At 73.1% G+C, this 15333-nt stretch carries 13 protein-coding genes; 6 read left to right on the top strand and 7 right to left on the bottom strand.

Annotated features, from left to right (window positions below):
* Nucleotides 1–129 precede the first annotated feature (129 nt).
* The 4 genes from EJ357_RS16970 to EJ357_RS16955 are packed head-to-tail and all read right to left on the bottom strand — an operon-like array spanning nt 130 to nt 5300.
* The gene (locus tag EJ357_RS16970; RefSeq protein ID WP_126392437.1) at nt 130–1464 is read right to left on the bottom strand and encodes an AAA domain-containing protein; all 1335 of its coding nucleotides are present in this window, start codon (nt 1462–1464) and stop codon (nt 130–132) included.
* Nucleotides 1461–3104, bottom strand: coding sequence for a hypothetical protein (locus EJ357_RS16965; protein ID WP_126392436.1), 1644 nt, complete (start codon nt 3102–3104; stop codon nt 1461–1463). The genes EJ357_RS16970 and EJ357_RS16965 overlap by 4 nt, the downstream gene beginning before the upstream one ends.
* Entirely contained in the window at nt 3095–4303 is a 1209-nt protein-coding gene (locus EJ357_RS16960; protein ID WP_228473080.1) for a hypothetical protein, read from the bottom strand. Before EJ357_RS16960 ends, EJ357_RS16965 begins: the two co-directional genes overlap by 10 nt.
* Nucleotides 4254–5300, bottom strand: coding sequence for a phosphatase PAP2 family protein (locus EJ357_RS16955; protein ID WP_126392435.1), 1047 nt, complete (start codon nt 5298–5300; stop codon nt 4254–4256). The genes EJ357_RS16960 and EJ357_RS16955 overlap by 50 nt, the downstream gene beginning before the upstream one ends.
* A gap of 184 nt (nt 5301–5484) precedes the next feature.
* Here EJ357_RS16955 and EJ357_RS16950 point away from each other — a divergent pair, with 184 nt between their 5' ends.
* Nucleotides 5485–6081 carry a histidine phosphatase family protein gene (locus EJ357_RS16950; RefSeq protein WP_126392434.1) on the top strand — a complete coding sequence of 199 codons (597 nt, stop codon included), beginning with the start codon at nt 5485–5487 and terminating at the stop codon, nt 6079–6081.
* Nucleotides 6082–6119: 38 nt separating this feature from the next.
* Here the strand turns inward: EJ357_RS16950 and EJ357_RS16945 are convergent, their stop codons facing one another.
* A complete protein-coding gene (locus EJ357_RS16945; RefSeq protein ID WP_126392433.1) occupies nt 6120–7607 on the bottom strand; it encodes a hypothetical protein in 1488 nt (495 codons plus the stop codon).
* 266 nt (nt 7608–7873) lie between these two features.
* Between EJ357_RS16945 and EJ357_RS16940 the strand changes: the two genes are divergently transcribed.
* Together EJ357_RS16940 and EJ357_RS16935 are read left to right on the top strand one after the other, a co-directional pair.
* A complete protein-coding gene (locus tag EJ357_RS16940) occupies nt 7874–8311 on the top strand; it encodes a hypothetical protein (protein ID WP_228473079.1) in 438 nt (145 codons plus the stop codon).
* 90 nt (nt 8312–8401) lie between these two features.
* Nucleotides 8402–9271 (top strand): spermidine synthase, encoded by an 870-nt coding sequence (locus EJ357_RS16935; protein ID WP_126392432.1) that lies wholly within the window; start codon nt 8402–8404, stop codon nt 9269–9271.
* Between the two features lies 1 nt (nt 9272).
* Here EJ357_RS16935 and EJ357_RS16930 read toward each other — a convergent pair whose 3' ends face one another.
* Nucleotides 9273–9803, bottom strand: coding sequence for a hypothetical protein (locus tag EJ357_RS16930; RefSeq protein WP_126392431.1), 531 nt, complete (start codon nt 9801–9803; stop codon nt 9273–9275).
* A gap of 110 nt (nt 9804–9913) precedes the next feature.
* Here EJ357_RS16930 and EJ357_RS16925 point away from each other — a divergent pair, with 110 nt between their 5' ends.
* The 3 genes from EJ357_RS16925 (at nt 9914) to EJ357_RS16915 (ending at nt 13592) form a co-directional block, all read left to right on the top strand.
* Nucleotides 9914–10603, top strand: coding sequence for a response regulator transcription factor (locus EJ357_RS16925; RefSeq protein ID WP_175647418.1), 690 nt, complete (start codon nt 9914–9916; stop codon nt 10601–10603).
* A complete protein-coding gene (locus EJ357_RS16920) occupies nt 10600–12003 on the top strand; it encodes a sensor histidine kinase (protein ID WP_126392429.1) in 1404 nt (467 codons plus the stop codon). The genes EJ357_RS16925 and EJ357_RS16920 overlap by 4 nt, the downstream gene beginning before the upstream one ends.
* A 113-nt stretch (nt 12004–12116) precedes the next feature.
* Nucleotides 12117–13592, top strand: coding sequence for a glycoside hydrolase family 18 protein (locus EJ357_RS16915; protein WP_126392428.1), 1476 nt, complete (start codon nt 12117–12119; stop codon nt 13590–13592).
* Nucleotides 13593–13676: 84 nt separating this feature from the next.
* Here EJ357_RS16915 and EJ357_RS16910 read toward each other — a convergent pair whose 3' ends face one another.
* Nucleotides 13677–15242 carry an oxidoreductase gene (locus EJ357_RS16910; RefSeq protein WP_126392427.1) on the bottom strand — a complete coding sequence of 522 codons (1566 nt, stop codon included), beginning with the start codon at nt 15240–15242 and terminating at the stop codon, nt 13677–13679.
* Between the last annotated feature and the right edge of the window lie 91 nt (nt 15243–15333).

The raw sequence follows: 15333 nt of genomic DNA, 5'->3' as shown, positions 1-15333 counted from the left end.
CACGGCGTGGTTCGCCTCCCAGCCGTCCGGGCTGTTTCCCTCGGCCGCCTGCGGCGGCGTGCCGGACTCCGTCCGGCGTGGGGGCGGTGCTCAGCCGGGTGTGCGCCGAGCAGGTGCCTGGTGTGTCGATCACGGCCGCCACGCCACCCGATGCTCGGCGAGCCGCGCCAGCACGGCGTGGTTCGCCTCCCAGCCGTCAGGGAACTTCACCAGCGTCCCCAGCTGCACCGGCTCCGTCGACGGATAGTCGTCCAGCAGCTCGCTCACCCCTGCCCGGCACACCACGATGCACGCGTGGCGGTGGCGGGAGGTGAGGACGCACAGGCGGCCCGTCTCGAGGTGGAAGGCGGTGGCGTCGGGGCGGCCGGAGAGGGGGTGCAGGACCACCGTCACGTCGTACTCGCGGCCCTGGAGGCGGTTGGCCGTGTCGACCGTGACGTCTGTCACGCCCAGTTCGGCCAGTGCCGCACGGACCGCTGCCGCCTGGTCCCGGTGGGCCGTGCCGACCGCGATCCGGTCGGCGGTCAGGGGCGCGGGGTCCGGTGAGCGCTCCGACGTGGCCGCGCCGCCCCGGTCCAGGAGGCGTCGTACGACCGTCGCGACCGCCCGTACCGCCTCGGGATCCGTACGCGGGGTGTGCCGGGCGGGCAGCTCCAGCAGCCCCCAGCCGGACTCCGCCGCCTCGTCGATCACCCGGTCGGGGCCCGAGCCGTCCGACGGGACCCCGAAGGAGAGATGCCGGTCGCCGTGGTCCGTGCCGCTGCGGAACGGTGTGTACGGGTAGAAGGCGTCGGACACGAGGGGCGCCGCGGACGCGGGGAGGCGCCAGGAGACCGGCAGGCGGTGCTGGGGCAGGGCCGGGTTGTGGGCCAGAAGGGTGGTGACGGCGGACGCAGACGGGTCGTACGACAGACCCGCCCACTGCTCGCTGCCGACGATGGAGAAGGGGTCCAGCTGACCCGGGTCGCCCACGAACAGCGCCCGCTCGAAGAGCCCGGCCACGGCGAGCAGCGAGTCCGAGCGCATCTGGTACGCCTCGTCGACGATCGCGTGCCGCCAGGGCTCGTCGACCTTGACGTGCGCCCACTTGGCCGCCGTGGAGATGACGACCGAGAGGCCGCCCAGGTCGCCCGCCTTCGCCGACTTGCGTACGTTCGGCAGGTCGTCCAGTGCCTTGTCGTACGGGTCGGCGTCGCTGCTGTGCAGGCGGCCCACCGGCAGCTCGGGGTTCTTCTCGGCGAGCCTCAGCACCAGGTCGTCGACCTGGGCGTTGGTCTGCGCGACGACCATCAGCGGGCGGCCGGCGTCGGCGAGTTCCAGGGCCGCGCGGACGACGAGCGTGGACTTGCCGGCGCCGGGCGGGGAGTCGACGACGACACCGCGCGCGGTGCCGTGCAGGGTGTCGCGGAGGATCGCGTCGGTGGCCTCGGTCGCCGCGGCACCGGGGTCGAACACGGCGGTCACAGGACGTCCTCCTCGGTCAGCGGATCGGCGGCCTCGGACACCTGCTCCCCGGGCGGCCCGCCATGCGTCCACGGCGTCTCCTCCGGATCGGGCAGCTTCGCGCCGCCCCGCTGCTCGTGCTCGAACAGCGTGAAGCAGACCAGGTCGCCCTTCTCCGGCACCGACCCCTCCTCCGGCTCCTTGCCGCGGCCCATCTTGTCCAGCACCCGCAGCACGAGCAGCGCGCCCGCGTCCCGGCCGTCCTCGCCGACCCCGCCGTCCTCGTCGCCCTTGTCGAGGGCCTCCTCGTAGCCGACGAACTCCGCCGACTGCGGTTTCCCGCCCAGCGACCGGAACACCTTGGCCCGCTCACCCAGATGCGGCCGGTCGTCCGTGCGGACCGTGACCAGCGGGCGCGGGCTCGGCCGCTTGCCCTCGCTGTACGCCATCACGACCTCGGTGACCTCGCCCGCGAACGCCTCCCCGGACAGCCGCCGCCCCGCCATCACCAGCGGGTCGTCGAGCGCCTCCTGCGCCTCCAGGCGAGCCTGCTCCCGCTCGCGCGCGGCGAGCTTGTTGGCGGCGGTGACCGCGTCGTCGCGGCGCGGCTGCGGGGGTTCACCGGCGGCGACGCGATCGCGGTGACCGGTGAACGACCAGCGGTCCCGGGTCCACCGCTCCTCGACCCGCCCGGCCTCGGGCAGCTCCCGCACCAGGTCCAGGCCGCGCCACACCGCGTCCCAGGTGGGCCGGGTCCGGCTCTCGACGAGGGCGCGGATCTCCCGCTCGGCGGCGGTGAGGTCACCGAGCCGGTCGTCGGCCTCCAGACCGTCCTCGGCGGCGGCGAGGGCCGTACGCGCGCGGTCGTAGCGCTCGAAGGCGGGCGCGAGCAGCTTGTTGTCGAACGCCGGGTCGGTGGCGGGACCGGCCGGCGGGCACAGCAACTGGCCCTGCGCGTCCCGCGCGAGCTCCGCCCGCAGAGCCGCCTCGGCGCCCGTCTCGCCCTGCGGCGGGGCGATCCACGCGAGCAGCGCGCCCAGGTGCTGGTCCTCCAGCGTGGACTGGCCGGTCGCCCAGTGCCGGGCCAGTACGTCCGTCATGGCCAGCAGCAGCGAGGAACCGGGCACCCGGGCCCGTTCGCCGAAGTGCGTCAGCCAGCGGCCGAGCAACGGCACGCGCGGGGGCGCGGGGTAGGGAGTTTCCGGGTCCTGCTCCGCCGTACGCCTGAAGCGCATGGAGCGGCCGAGCAGCCGTACGAAGTCGACGCCCGCTCGGCTCGGCAGGATCAACTGCGGGGCGTCCGCGCACAGTTCGACCTCGACCTTGACCCGCTTGCCGGTCTCGGGGTCGGTCTCGTTGCGCTCCGCGGCCTCCACGTCCTCGGCATAGGTGTCGATGTACGGCAGGACGATGTCCGCCAGCTCGGACAGGAACGCGAACCTGAGGTCCCGGTCGCGCGGCTGCGGTACGACCAGCAGGTGCGGGGCGTCCCGGTCCGTGCCGACCAGCGCGCCGAGCGGGGCGCCGGCCTCACCCGCGGTGGTGAGGGGCACGAACACCAGGGGGCGCTCGGACAGGCGCCGGTGGCGGACGGTGGCGATGGGCTGCGCGCGGCCGGTGCTGACGGCTTCGAGACGGGCGAGGGTGGCGATCAACGACACGGGGCCACCGCCTCAAGCCCGAGGGCGTCGGCCGGCTGACCGGCGGCCGGGACCTTCCGGCCGAGGGCCTGGGCTTCCCGGCCGAGGGCCTCGGCACGCAGGTGCGCGGCTCTGCGCAGGGCGGCCACCGCCGGGTCGTCCGGGTCTCCGGTCTCGCCCCGGGCCGCCGACAGGACGTCCTCGACCGTGGTCAGGTCGCCCAGCTCGGCCCGCACCGAACGGCCCAGCGACGTCACCGCGCCGGACGCGCGGGAGCGGGCGCGGCAGTGGAAGGCCAGCTCGCAGGCGGACAGGCACTCGGGCGCGTACGTCGCCGGGACCGACTCGACGGCTGCCGTCAGGTCGGCGGCGGGCAGGTCGGGGGAGAAGCAGATGCCGTCGGGGAGCGTGTCGGCGATGTCCTCGATACGGGTGAGGCGGGCCAGCTGGCGGGCGGTCACCGCGCGCTGCTTGCGGACGTCGACGGCCGCGGCGGTGGGGAGGTTGGAGAAGTCCTTGGGGCAGACGAGGAGGACGCGATGGCGCACGCGCGGGGCGGGGGCGCTGTCCGAGGCGAGCCGGGCGGCGATCTGTTCCAGGGCCAGCACGTACACCGCCGCCTGCCGTGCGGCCGCGCCGACCTTCGCCGGGTCCGCCGAGCCGTCCAGCATCGGGAAGGACTTGATCTCCACGACCGTCCAGCTGCCGTCCGGGTGCACGACGACCGCGTCCGGCTCCAGGAAGGCGGGCGAGCCGGCGACGTCCAGCGCGAGCATCGGGTGGTCGAGCAGGGTCCACTCGCCGCGCGCCTCGCCGGCCTCGCGCAGCGCCAGTGCCGTACGGGCAGTCCGGCCCTCGGGGCCGATCGCGGCGAGCTCGGGCACACGCGCGTGGGCGGGCGGTTCGGCGCCGCGGTCCAGCTTCTCGTGCACCAGCCGCAGCAGTTCCGCGCCGCCGTCCGCCTTGACCTTGGCCTCGAAGGCGTTCCCGCGCGTGAGGGCGAACTGCGACTGCCCGAACGCCGACGGCGAGCCCAGCGCGCTCGCCAGCGCCGCCTTGTTCACCCCCGCGCCGTCCAGGATCGCGCGCCGCTTGCAGCCGGGGTTGGCGGCGAGGGCGGCCAGGGCGCGCGCGTCCAGCGCCTTGGCCGCGACGTCCGGACCGCGCAGCTCAGCGAGCCGGTGTCGGAGCGCCGTCCCCCGCGTCCTGGGGAGAGGCACTCGGCTCGGCTCCGGATCCGAACCGGGACTCGCGCTGCCGTGGAATTCGCTCACCCGCGGAAGTCTGGCATCCGCCACTGACAATTGAGGACGACGTGTCGCCAGAGCCCACGGGGACGGGGGTGCCGGAGCCGGCCGGGACGCGGTCGTCCGGGCCTACGACGACCACCGTGTCGCGGGAGCCCCGCCCGGCTGTCGCGGCGGTCGCCGCGGTCGCGAGCCGCGCCCCGAACCGGGACCGCGCCCGGTCCGCGGTCCGCATCACGTACGGCGCCAGCAGCAGCCCGACGCCCATCACCGCGGCGCCCGCGACCGCGTCGAGGAAGTAGTGGTTGGCGGTGCCCATCACCACGATCGTCGTGATCAGCGGGTAGGCGATCGCCGCCACCTTCGCCAGACGCGTCCCTCCGTACCGCCACAGGATCACGCCGCACCACAGCGCCCAGCCGACGTGCAGGCTCGGCATGGCCGCGTACTGGTTGGTCATTCCGCCCATGCCCCGCGGCGCGCTCGCCTCGCCGCCCCACCAGCCGTACGAGCTGTACTGGGCCATCGTGTCCACGAAGCCGTGGCTCGCGTCGAGCAGCCGCGGGGGGCAGGTGGGCAGCAGGGTGAAGCCGATCAGGCCTATGAAGGTCGACGTCATCAGCCAGGTGCGGGCCGCGCGGTAGTGCACGGTGCGCGACCGGAAGAGCCATACCAGGAGCACGGGCGTGACCAGGTAGTGCAGCGACGCGTACCAGAAGTCGGCCGGGACGCCGATCCAGGGCTCGCGGGTGAAGAGGCGGTTGAGGGGGTGCTCCGCGTTGAGGAACAGGGCCTTCTCGATGTCCAGGATCGCGAGGCCGTGGTCCACGGCGTGGCTGACGTCGCCGCGGGCGAGGAGCCGCCCCGCCGAGTAGCAGGCGTAGACCAGCAATATCAGCGGCAGCTCGGTCCACCAGCGCAGGCGGGTCCGCGGCGTCGCCTCCACGCCAGCTGTCTCGGCGCGTGGCATCCGATCGCCTCCCCCTTCATGTCGCGGCGCCCGGTTGACCGGTCGGACCACTTTACGGTGTATGCGCGCGCCCTCTGCGGGCGCCCTGGCCCTCAAGACGCAGAGATCGCCCCCGAGGTTGCCCCCGCACAGCGTGCGGGATGATGGACGCGTCCGCCTCTGATTTCCCCGGAAAGGCCTTTCCATGGCACCGCGCATCCTGTTGGCCCGGCACGGACAGACGGCGTGGTCGCTGTCCGGCAAGCACACGGGCAGGACGGATGTGCCGCTCCTGGAGGAGGGCCGCAGGGGTGCGAAGCTCCTCGGTGAACGTCTGCACAGGGCGCCGTACGACGGGCTGGCGGGCGTCGAGGTCCGCACCAGCCCGCTCTCACGCGCGCGTGAGACGTGCGAACTCGCCGGCTTCGGAGAACGCGCGCGTGCCTGGGACGCGCTCATGGAGTGGGACTACGGCGCGTACGAGGGCATGACACCGGCGGACATCCAGGCCATCCGGCCCGGCTGGCTCATCTGGCGCGACGGCGTGCCCGAGGGCGAGACCCTGTCCGAGATGACGGCCCGGGCCGACGAGGTGGTGGCGTGGGCACGCGAGGAGGACCGGGATGTGCTGGTCTTCGCGCACGGGCACATACTCCGCTCCATAGGCGCGCGCTGGCTGGGCCTGCCCCTGGACTTCGCCGCCCGCATCCGCCTGAATCCGACGTCCCTGTCGGTGCTGGGGTGGGCGTACGGGGAACCGGCGATCGAGAGCTGGAACGACTTGGGGCACCTGGCCGGCTAGCCCGCGGACAGCCCCCCGGAAACCGGCGGCCACGACTCTCAAGGCGTACGCGGCGCCGAAGCGTGCCGCTCCAGGAACGCCGAGACGCCACTGGCCCGCCGGTGCGGCAGCAGCACCCGCGCCGTCCCCGCCAGCATCGTCTGCACCCGTGAGGACTGCACCTGGTCCAGCAGGTCCAGCACCCGCATCCCGGCCGCCGCCGCCTCATCGGGCCGCCCGCCCCGGGCCAGGTCGTCCGCCAGTTCCGCCGTGTACAGCGCGATGTTGCGTGTGAAGTGCGGATCCTGCAGCTGGGCCGCCCGCCCGGCATGCCGCGCCGCCCGCCGCCAGTTGCCCAGCGTCGACCAGCACTGCGCCTCGAGGACCTCCAGCTCGGCCTCGCCGTAGAAGCTCATCCACTCGGGGTCGGAGTCCGAGCTGCCGCGCTCGAAGAGGGCCTGCGCGCGGACGAGGGCCTGCTCGCAGCCGGTGCGGTCGGCGAGCCCCGCCCAGCCGCCCGCCTCGCGCAGGGCGAGCAGGGACATCAGACGGGAGGAGCCCAGGGGGCGCGCGACGCGTTGCGCGGCCTGCGCCGCCCGCACGGCCTCACGGGGCCGGCCCGCGTCCCGCGCGAGGAACGACGTATTGCAGAAGGCGTGCGCCTCAAGGCCCGCGTCCCCGGCCATCCGGGCGGTCGCCAGCGCCTCCGCGTAGTGCGAGCGGGCGTCGTCGAACCGCCCCGAGTCGTGCGCCAGCCACCCCACCGAGATGGCCAGTTCACCCGCGCCCGCGTGCAGCCGTTCGCCCACCGCCTGCCGGGTCGTACCGGCGTCGAGCAGTGCGTAGGCGGCCCGCAGTGGCGCGGCCGCGCGCCGGTAGAGGCCGTCGGCGCCGTGCCGGTCGTCGAGCAGCCGGATGCGGCGGACGGCCACTTCGAGCGCGTCCGCCTCCCGCCCCCCTACCCGTCGGACGGGACGCTCCGCGGCCGCGGCGTCGATGGCGAGCCCCAGGGGGCTCAGCGAGGCGGCGGCCACCGTGGCGCCACCGCCGGTCATGAATGCGCGACGCAGCACGTCGCTCTCCTCGTGGATCTCGTGGTTCAGGTGGTTCTGCTGTGCGCCGTACGGGTCGTGGGGGTCGTACGGGTCCTGAGGGTTCAGAGGGTCATACGGCTCGTGGGCAATCCATGTCTCACTGGAGGTGCGCGCCGGGATCGTGGTGTGCACGGGGGGCGCCTCCTCGTCGGCGTGCGCTCGGCGTCCGCGTACGGACGAGCGGGGCGCGAAGCCGAGGTCAGTGAGCGTGCGGCCGGGGAACATGTGCAGGAACACCCGTTCGTACGCGTAGTTGGGGCAGCGGATCTCGCCGGCCTCGACCCGCCCGACATAGCGCGCGTCACAGCTGACCCGCTCGCCGATCTCGCGGGCTGCCCGTCGCACCACGGCGGCGAACTCGGCCGGCGAGCGCTGTCCGCGCAACTGCCGGAACGCGAGATTCGGCCGCAGCGGCCTGGGGGGCAGGGACGAGGTCAGCTCTGACGACGCCATGGCCGGGTCCTCTCGTGCGAACCGTCGAACCATGCCGGGACGAGGACGAGTTGGACCGAAAAATCCGTCTGTGCCCTTGTCTCCGGCGGGCAAGAACGTACCTGCTGTGTCGGACCCGCCACGCTGGGTTTGGCTACAAACCGGATATCTCATACGGGATCTGCCATGAACTGCCATCCTTTGCGGCTGACTTCCGCCGTAGCCGTTGACGCCGCCCCGCGTTGAACTCTTCGGACTGCAAAAGGGGTTCCGTGGTGGAGGTCGGGATGGAGACCAGCCAGAGCATCGTTCCTCGTACGCCGTCGACCACGGCTGGACATGCGCCGACCGCGGAGTGCAGCGAGCCGCCGGGCGCGGGCTGCGACGTGGTCACCGTTCCGGCGCGCCAGGGCCTGGAGGCGGTCGATATCCTGCGGCGCGGGGCCGGGGATGGCGTCGGACCCGTGCTGCACGACGACGGTGGCGACACGCTCGGCTTCGTGGTCCCGCCCGGCACGGCGGCCGCCTGGGACATGCCGGGCAGCACCTGTACGGAGACCGAGGGCCGGGGGCTGAGCCTCAACCCGGACCCCGAGCCGCCGGTCGAGGGCTCGGACTGGCTGCTGCCGCCCGGTGAGGCGGACCTGGCGACCGACCCGGCGGCGCTGCGGGCCGCGCTGGGGGAGGCGGCGCGGTTGATCGAGGCGGCCGACAACTGCCGGTGACGCGGCCGTCCCGGGCGGGCGAGCGCGCTGTGTCCCGCCGCTGACCCGGCTGCCCGGGCGGCACTGCCTCCCACCTGTGACAATGACCTAATGAGGAAGTCCAGGAACGTCCGGCGTCGGGCGGTCGCCGCCGAAGCCGTCGTCGAGCGTGTCGACGGTGGGCTCGCCGAGCTGATACCCGACCGGGACCGTGCCCGGGCGTGGACGCTCCTGATCGACGGGGCTCCTCAGTCGCACGTCGATCTGGACGACCCGGCCTACCTCTCCTTCGAGTACCAGCGGCGCCTCGGCCACGTCATCGATCTCGCCGCCCCGCCGGGCAAGCCCGTCCACGCCGTGCACCTCGGTGGTGGCGCGCTGACCCTCGCCCGGTACGTCGCCGCCACCCGCCCCCGTTCCACCCAGCAGGTCGTCGAGCGGGACGCCACCCTGGTCCAACTGGTCAGGCGGGAGCTGCCCCTGGATCCGAACGCCCGGATCCGAGTGCGGTCCGCGGACGCGCGGGACGGGCTCGCCAAGGTGCCCGACGCGTGGGCCGACGTCGTCATCGCCGACGTGTTCAGCGGGGCCCGCACCCCCGCCCACCTGACCTCGACGGAGTTCCTCGACGACGTACGCAGGGCGTTGCGGCCCTCTGGCGTGTACGCCGCCAACCTCGCCGACGGTCCGCCGCTCTCCCATCTGCGCGGCCAGATCGCCACGGTCGGCGCCCGCTTCGAGGAACTCGCCCTGGTCGCCGATCCGGCGGTACTGCGCGGCAAACGCTTCGGCAACGCCGTCCTCGTCGCCTCCGACCACCCGCTCCCGGTCGCCGAACTGACCCGCCGCGCCGCCGCCGACCCGCACCCCGGCCGGGTCGAACACGGCAAAGCGCTCACCGACTTCACCGGTGGCGCCGTCCCCGTGACCGACCTCGCGGCAGTGGCCTCCCCGGCCCCGCCGCCGTCCGTCTTCCGGTGACTCAGTAGTTCCCGATCTCCACCCGCGGCGGCCCGTCGTGCCAGGTGCAGAACACCGACACCCGGTCCGCGCCCGCGCTGAACTCCACCCGGATCCATGTCTCCGTCTTCCACACCTGCATCGACCAGCCCGCACCCGGCGTGGCCGAGACGAGGGTCGCGGAGCTCTTGCCGATGTCGAAGACCACCCGGCCGCCGTCGGTGTCGTAGCTCTTGACCTGGCCGGATGCGGTGGACGTGGGGCCGGGGCTCTGGGACGGCGACTTCGAGGGGGCCGGCGTACGGGGCGTGCCGGTCGGTTTCGGAGAGGGATCCGAGGAACTGGAGGGACCCTTCGACGGCGTCGGCCGGTTCGTCGACGACGCCAGCGGCTTCGACTCCTGCGTGGTCGCGTCGGCCGCGGTGATGGGCAGGGCGCGCGGGCGGTCGTACACCGTGCCCGCCATCACCGTGTGGACACCCCACCACGACAGCGTGACCGCCGCGCCCGTGGCGAGCGACCAAGCAAGTACGTGTACGAGTCCTCTGCGCATCGCGGGCCATACTGCCTCACGCGTCCCAGGAGTGTCGCCCGGTTGTCCACAGGTGCGGAGTTGTCCACAGGCCCGGACCGGGCTCGCTCGCATGGCGTACGGTGCGGCGCATGGCAAGTGTGCTCGTGGTCGAGGACGACCAGTTCGTACGCTCGGCGCTGATCCGGCACCTGACCGACGCCGCCCACACGGTGCGCAGCGTCGGGACGGCACTGGAGGCGCTGCGCGAGGTCGCCCATTTCCGTTTCGACGTGGTGATCCTGGACCTCGGTCTGCCCGATCTGGACGGCTCCGAGGCCCTGAAGATGCTGCGCGGCATCACGGACGTGCCGGTGATCATCGCCACGGCACGGGACGACGAGACGGAGATCGTCCGGCTGCTGAACGCGGGGGCGGACGACTATCTGACCAAGCCGTTCTCCGTCGAGCACCTGTCGGCCCGGATGGCCGCCGTCCTGCGCCGCGCCCGGTCCGGCAGCGCGGAGGCCGCGCCGTCCAGCGTGCTCCGCGTCGGCGGCCTGACCGTCGACCCGCTGCGCCGCCAGGCCGAGCTGGACGGAGTCGGCCTGGACCTCACCCGCCGTGAGTTCGACCTGCTCGCCTTCCTGGCCGGGCGGCCCGGTGTCGTCGTCCCCCGCAAGGAACTGCTCGCCGAGGTGTGGCAGCAGTCGTACGGCGACGACCAGACCATCGACGTCCATCTGTCCTGGCTGCGCCGGAAACTGGGCGAAACGGCAGCCAACCCCCGTTATCTGCACACCCTGCGGGGCGTCGGTGTGAAGCTGGAGCCGCCGCGATGAGATGGGCACTGGTCAAGGTCTGCCTGGCGGTCACGACGATGGTCGTGGTCGCTTTCGCCGTCCCCCTCGGGCTCGTCATCCGGGAGATGGCCCGCGACCGCGCCTTCTCCAACGCCGAGCGGGAGGCCGCGGCCGTCGCCCCCGCGCTGTCCATCACCACCGACCGGGACCAGCTGGAGCGGGTCGTCGCCTCGGCCGGGTCGGACGCGGGCATGGCCGTGCACATACCGGCGTCCGGCGACGCGGCCGCCGTCGACCTCGGCCGGCAGCGCGCCGCCGCCGAGGACATCGCGACCGTACGACGGCTGGGCCGTGCCTCGACCACCGAGGTGGCCGGCGGATCCACGCTGCTCCAGCCGGTCGCGCTGAGCTCAGGCGAGATCGCCGTCGTCGAGGTGTACGTCCCCGAGACGGAGGTCACCAACGGGCTCACCACGGCCTGGGCGGTGCTCGCCGGGGTCGGCCTCGCGCTGATCGTCGGGTCGGTGGCGGTCGCCGACCGGCTGGGCGTACGGATGGTGCGGCCCGCGCAGCGCCTGGTCGAGGGCGCGCACGAGCTGGGGGAGGGCAAGCTGGGCGCCCGGGTGCCCGAAGAGGGGCCGAACGAACTGCGGCTGGCGGCGGTCGCGTTCAACTCGATGGCCGACCAGGTCGTACAACTCCTCGCGAACGAACGCGAGTTGGCGGCCGACCTGTCCCATCGCCTGCGTACCCCGCTGACCGTACTGCGGCTGAACGCGGCCTCGCTCGGGGACGGTCCGGCCGCCGAGCAGACCCGGGCGGCCGTCGCCCAGCTGGAGGGCGAGGTCGACACCATCATCCGTACGGCCCGGGAGGCCAAGCCGCAGACGGTGGCGGCGGGCCCCGGCGCCGGGTGCGACGCGGCCGAGGTGGTGCGCGAGCGCATGGCGTTCTGGTCGGCGCTGGCGGAGGACGAGGGCCGCAAGGTGCGGGTGGCCGGCGTGGACCGGCCGGTGCGCATCCCCGTGGCCCGGGCGGATCTGGCGGCCGCGCTGGACGCCCTGCTCGGCAACGTCTTCCGGCACACGTCCGAGGGCACGGCGTTCGCGGTCGACGTGCACAACGGCGAGGACGCGGTGATCGTGCTCGTCTCGGACGCGGGGCCCGGGATATCCGACCCTGAGGCGGCGATGGCGCGCGGGCGGGGCTCGGGCAGTGCCGGGTCGACCGGGCTCGGGCTGGACATCGTGCGGCGGCTCGCGGAGTCGACGGGCGGGGACGTGCGGATCGGCTCGTCGGTGCTGGGCGGAACCGAGGTGCGGATCTGGATCCAGCTGGACGGTAGAGAGCCGGTGCGCAGGGGGCACCGGGGGGCGGTACGACGCCGCCGTCCCGGCAAATTGGTCTCGACCTTTAACCGGCCCCGATCCCTTCCTTAAGCGCGCCCTAAGGTCGCCAACCCCCGTCCGGATCAGGCCATTTGCCCGATTCCGAATCGCTAGCGTGCTGCCGCACCCACCCCCACGAACCCCGTGAACAGTGAGGCAGACACGTGAAGAGCACCCACCGGCGCAAGGTCAGTGGCAGGAACAAGGCGATAGGCGGCCTCGTCGCCGCGGCCGTGGCCGGCGGTGGCGCGATCCTGTTCACCGGTACGGCCCAGGCGGCCGGAGTCGGGGCGGCGTACACCAAGACCAGTGACTGGTCGACGGGTTACACCGCGCAGTACGTCGTCACGAACACCAGCGGTCAGAGGGACCGGGACTGGACGCTGGAGTTCGACCTGCCGTCGGGCTCGAAGCTCAGCTCCCTGTGGAACGCCGAGTCGAGCGTGCGCGGGCAGCACGTCACCGTGACGCCGCCGAAGTGGGACACGGACGGTCTGGCGGCCGGTGAGTCGGTGACGGTCGGCTTCGTGGTCAACGGCACGGGCGCGCCGACGGGTTGTCTGATCGACGACGCGAAGTGCTCGACGGACGACAGCGCGACGCCGGAGCCGAGCGGCCGCCCGACGTCCACCGCATCCCCCACGCCCACTCCGACGCCGACGTCGACGCCGAAACCGACGGCCACCCCCACCCAGAGCGCCACCCCCACGGCCAAGCCCTCGGAGAGCCCCGGCACCGGAACCGGAACCAGCGCCGGCTTCGCCCCGTACATCGACACGTCTCTCTACCCGGCCTTCGACCTGCTGGCGAGCGCCGCGGCGACGGGCGTCAAGGACTACAACCTCGCCTTCGTCACCGACGGCGGTGGCTGCACCCCGAAGTGGGGCGGCGTCACGGACCTCGGCAGCGACGCGGTGGCCGCGCAGATCGGTGACCTGAGGGCGAAGGGCGGCGATGTTCGCGTCTCCTTCGGCGGCGCGGCCGGCAGCGAGCTGGCGACGACCTGCTCCTCGGCGGACGCGCTGGCGGCGGCGTACACCAAGGTCGTTGACGCGTACAAGCTGACCAAGGTCGACTTCGACGTCGAGGGCGGCGCACTGCCGGACAAGGCGGCCAACACCCGCCGCGCCCAGGCGATCGCCAAGCTCCAGAAGGCCCACCCCGACCTGGACGTCTCCTTCACCCTGCCCGTCATGCCGGAGGGCCTGACCCAGCCGGGAGTCGACCTCCTCGCCGACGCCAAGCAGAACGGCGTGAAGATCAACACCGTCAACATCATGGCGATGGACTACGGTCCCGCGTACAGCGGCGACATGGGCACCTACGCCGAACAGGCGGCCACCGCCACCCAGGCCCAGGTCAAGAGCGTGCTCGGCCTCTCCGACAGCGCCGCCTGGAAGACGGTCGCCGTCACCCCGATGATCGGCGTCAACGACGTCACCACCGAGATCTTCAAGGTCGACGACGCCACCCAGCTGGTGAACTTCGCCAAGTCCAAGGGCCTCGGCTGGCTGTCGATGTGGTCGGCGACCCGCGACAAGCAGTGCCCGGGAGGCGAGAAGCCGTCGGCGGACGCGACGTGCAGCTCGGTCCTCCAGGAGAAGTTCGCGTTCTCGAAGGCGTTCGCGGCCTACAACTGACGCGGACCGCCTTCGGGCCACGGGGGGCGCCCCGGCCGGTCTTCCCCCATCCGGCCGGGGCGCGTGCGTCTTCGAACGCGGCCGTCAGTTCTTCTGCAGCGTGCGTGTCACGCCCGCGATGACGGCCGTGGTCAGCACCCAGCCCAGGGCGACCAGCGCGTAGGCCAGCCACTGCGCACCGTCGTCCGTCCAGTACCAGGACGTGCGCTGCCCCAGACCGCCGATGGGGATCAGCAGGTCGAGTGTGTAGACGAAGGGCTGGAACGGGGCGCCCTCGCCCGGCTTGACCGGCGTCGGGGAGTGCGCGCGGAACACCAGCGTGCCCAGCAGGGTCAGCGCCAGCAGCCAGACACCGGCCAGCCAGGGGCGGTAGCCGTAGCCGACGGTCGTGTCGAGCAGATGCCCCCAGGCCCGGGCGGCAGGTCGCAGGGTGCGGCGGCGGTGCCGCTGCTTCGCCAGCAGGACCCGGCGGGCGTCGTCGTCATGGCCGACCGTCCGGTACCAGCTCGCCAACTGCTCGTACGGCTGCGGACTGTAGCCCGGGCTGCGCCGTATCCACGCGATGCGGTGGGCGACCGAACTGCGCGCCCCCACCGCTTCCCGGCGCTCGCCGTTGTGTTCCGCGTCGGCCACCTTGACGGAGCCGTAGACGAACCCGTCCAGCTCCACCACGTCCGGCCAGCTGTGCTCGCCCTCGTGGAGGTACGACACCTGCGCGCCCCGCAGGTCCACGGCGCCAGACGGCGGGCGGGCGAGGGTGAGGTCGAAGTCGACGGCCCGCATCAGCATCCCCACCAGGGCGGGGCCGTCACCGTCGGGCGGCCCGTTCAGCACGGCACCCTCGAAGGTCAGGTTGTCCACGATCCGGGTGCCGCGCAGCCGTACGGTTCCGCTCGCTGTGAAGCCCGCCGACAGGTCCAGCGTCGTCACCGTGGCGTTGTCCATGGCCAGCGCCACGCCGCGGGTCGCGGGCTGCTCCAGGCGAGCCCCTTTCATGAAGAGTCCACCCGTCAGCTGGGCTCCCGGCAACCGCACCTCTCCGCGCGCGACGAACCCGACCTGGCAGAAGAAGCCGCCTTCGACGACGACACCGCCGCCGGCCAGGGCCCAGCCTCCCGGCGCACTGAGCTCGGTCCCGTTGAGGATCACGCCACCGGCCACCCGGGAATTGGTGAGCGACAGCGCGGTGACGCTGTGGTGGAAGGGCGAGGGAGCACCGCTCTCCACGACCGAGCGACGCAGGTCGAGGTGGCCTTCGACAACCGCCGAACCGGCTTCGAGGCCGGGCACGCGGCTGGCTGCGATCATCAGCGACTGCGTCGACGCTCCCAGCAGGTTCACCGACCCCTCGAACCAGCACTCCTCGATCCACAGAACGTGACCGATCTGCGCGCCGGCCAGATCGAGGTGCCCGGACACCCGCGCACCGGTGAGTCTCAGACCTGCCACGGCGCCCGGCCGCGGGGGGTTCGCGCCCAGCAGGAGCGCTGCGATCACGGCGGCCCTGACCGTACGGGCGGGCCCCCACTGCGCCCCTCCGGCGACGCGGTCGTCCTCGGGTACGCCGGTGCGCAGATCCACGCGGCGCCCTTCGGGAAACGCGTCCCACAACTCACGTTCGGGCGGCGTCAGTTCGTCGTATGAGAGCACCCGAGCAGAGTAGTGATCTCCGCTCCTTCCCACCCTTCCCCATGACCGAAACCGCGGGGCGCGGCGCCTCCCCTCCGCGTGCCGCGCCCCG

The organism is Streptomyces cyaneochromogenes, from assembly GCF_003963535.1.
GTDB lineage: Bacteria > Actinomycetota > Actinomycetes > Streptomycetales > Streptomycetaceae > Streptomyces > Streptomyces shaanxiensis.
Note: the sequence above shows the minus strand (reverse complement) of the source record. Positions and strands in the feature narration are given on the sequence as shown.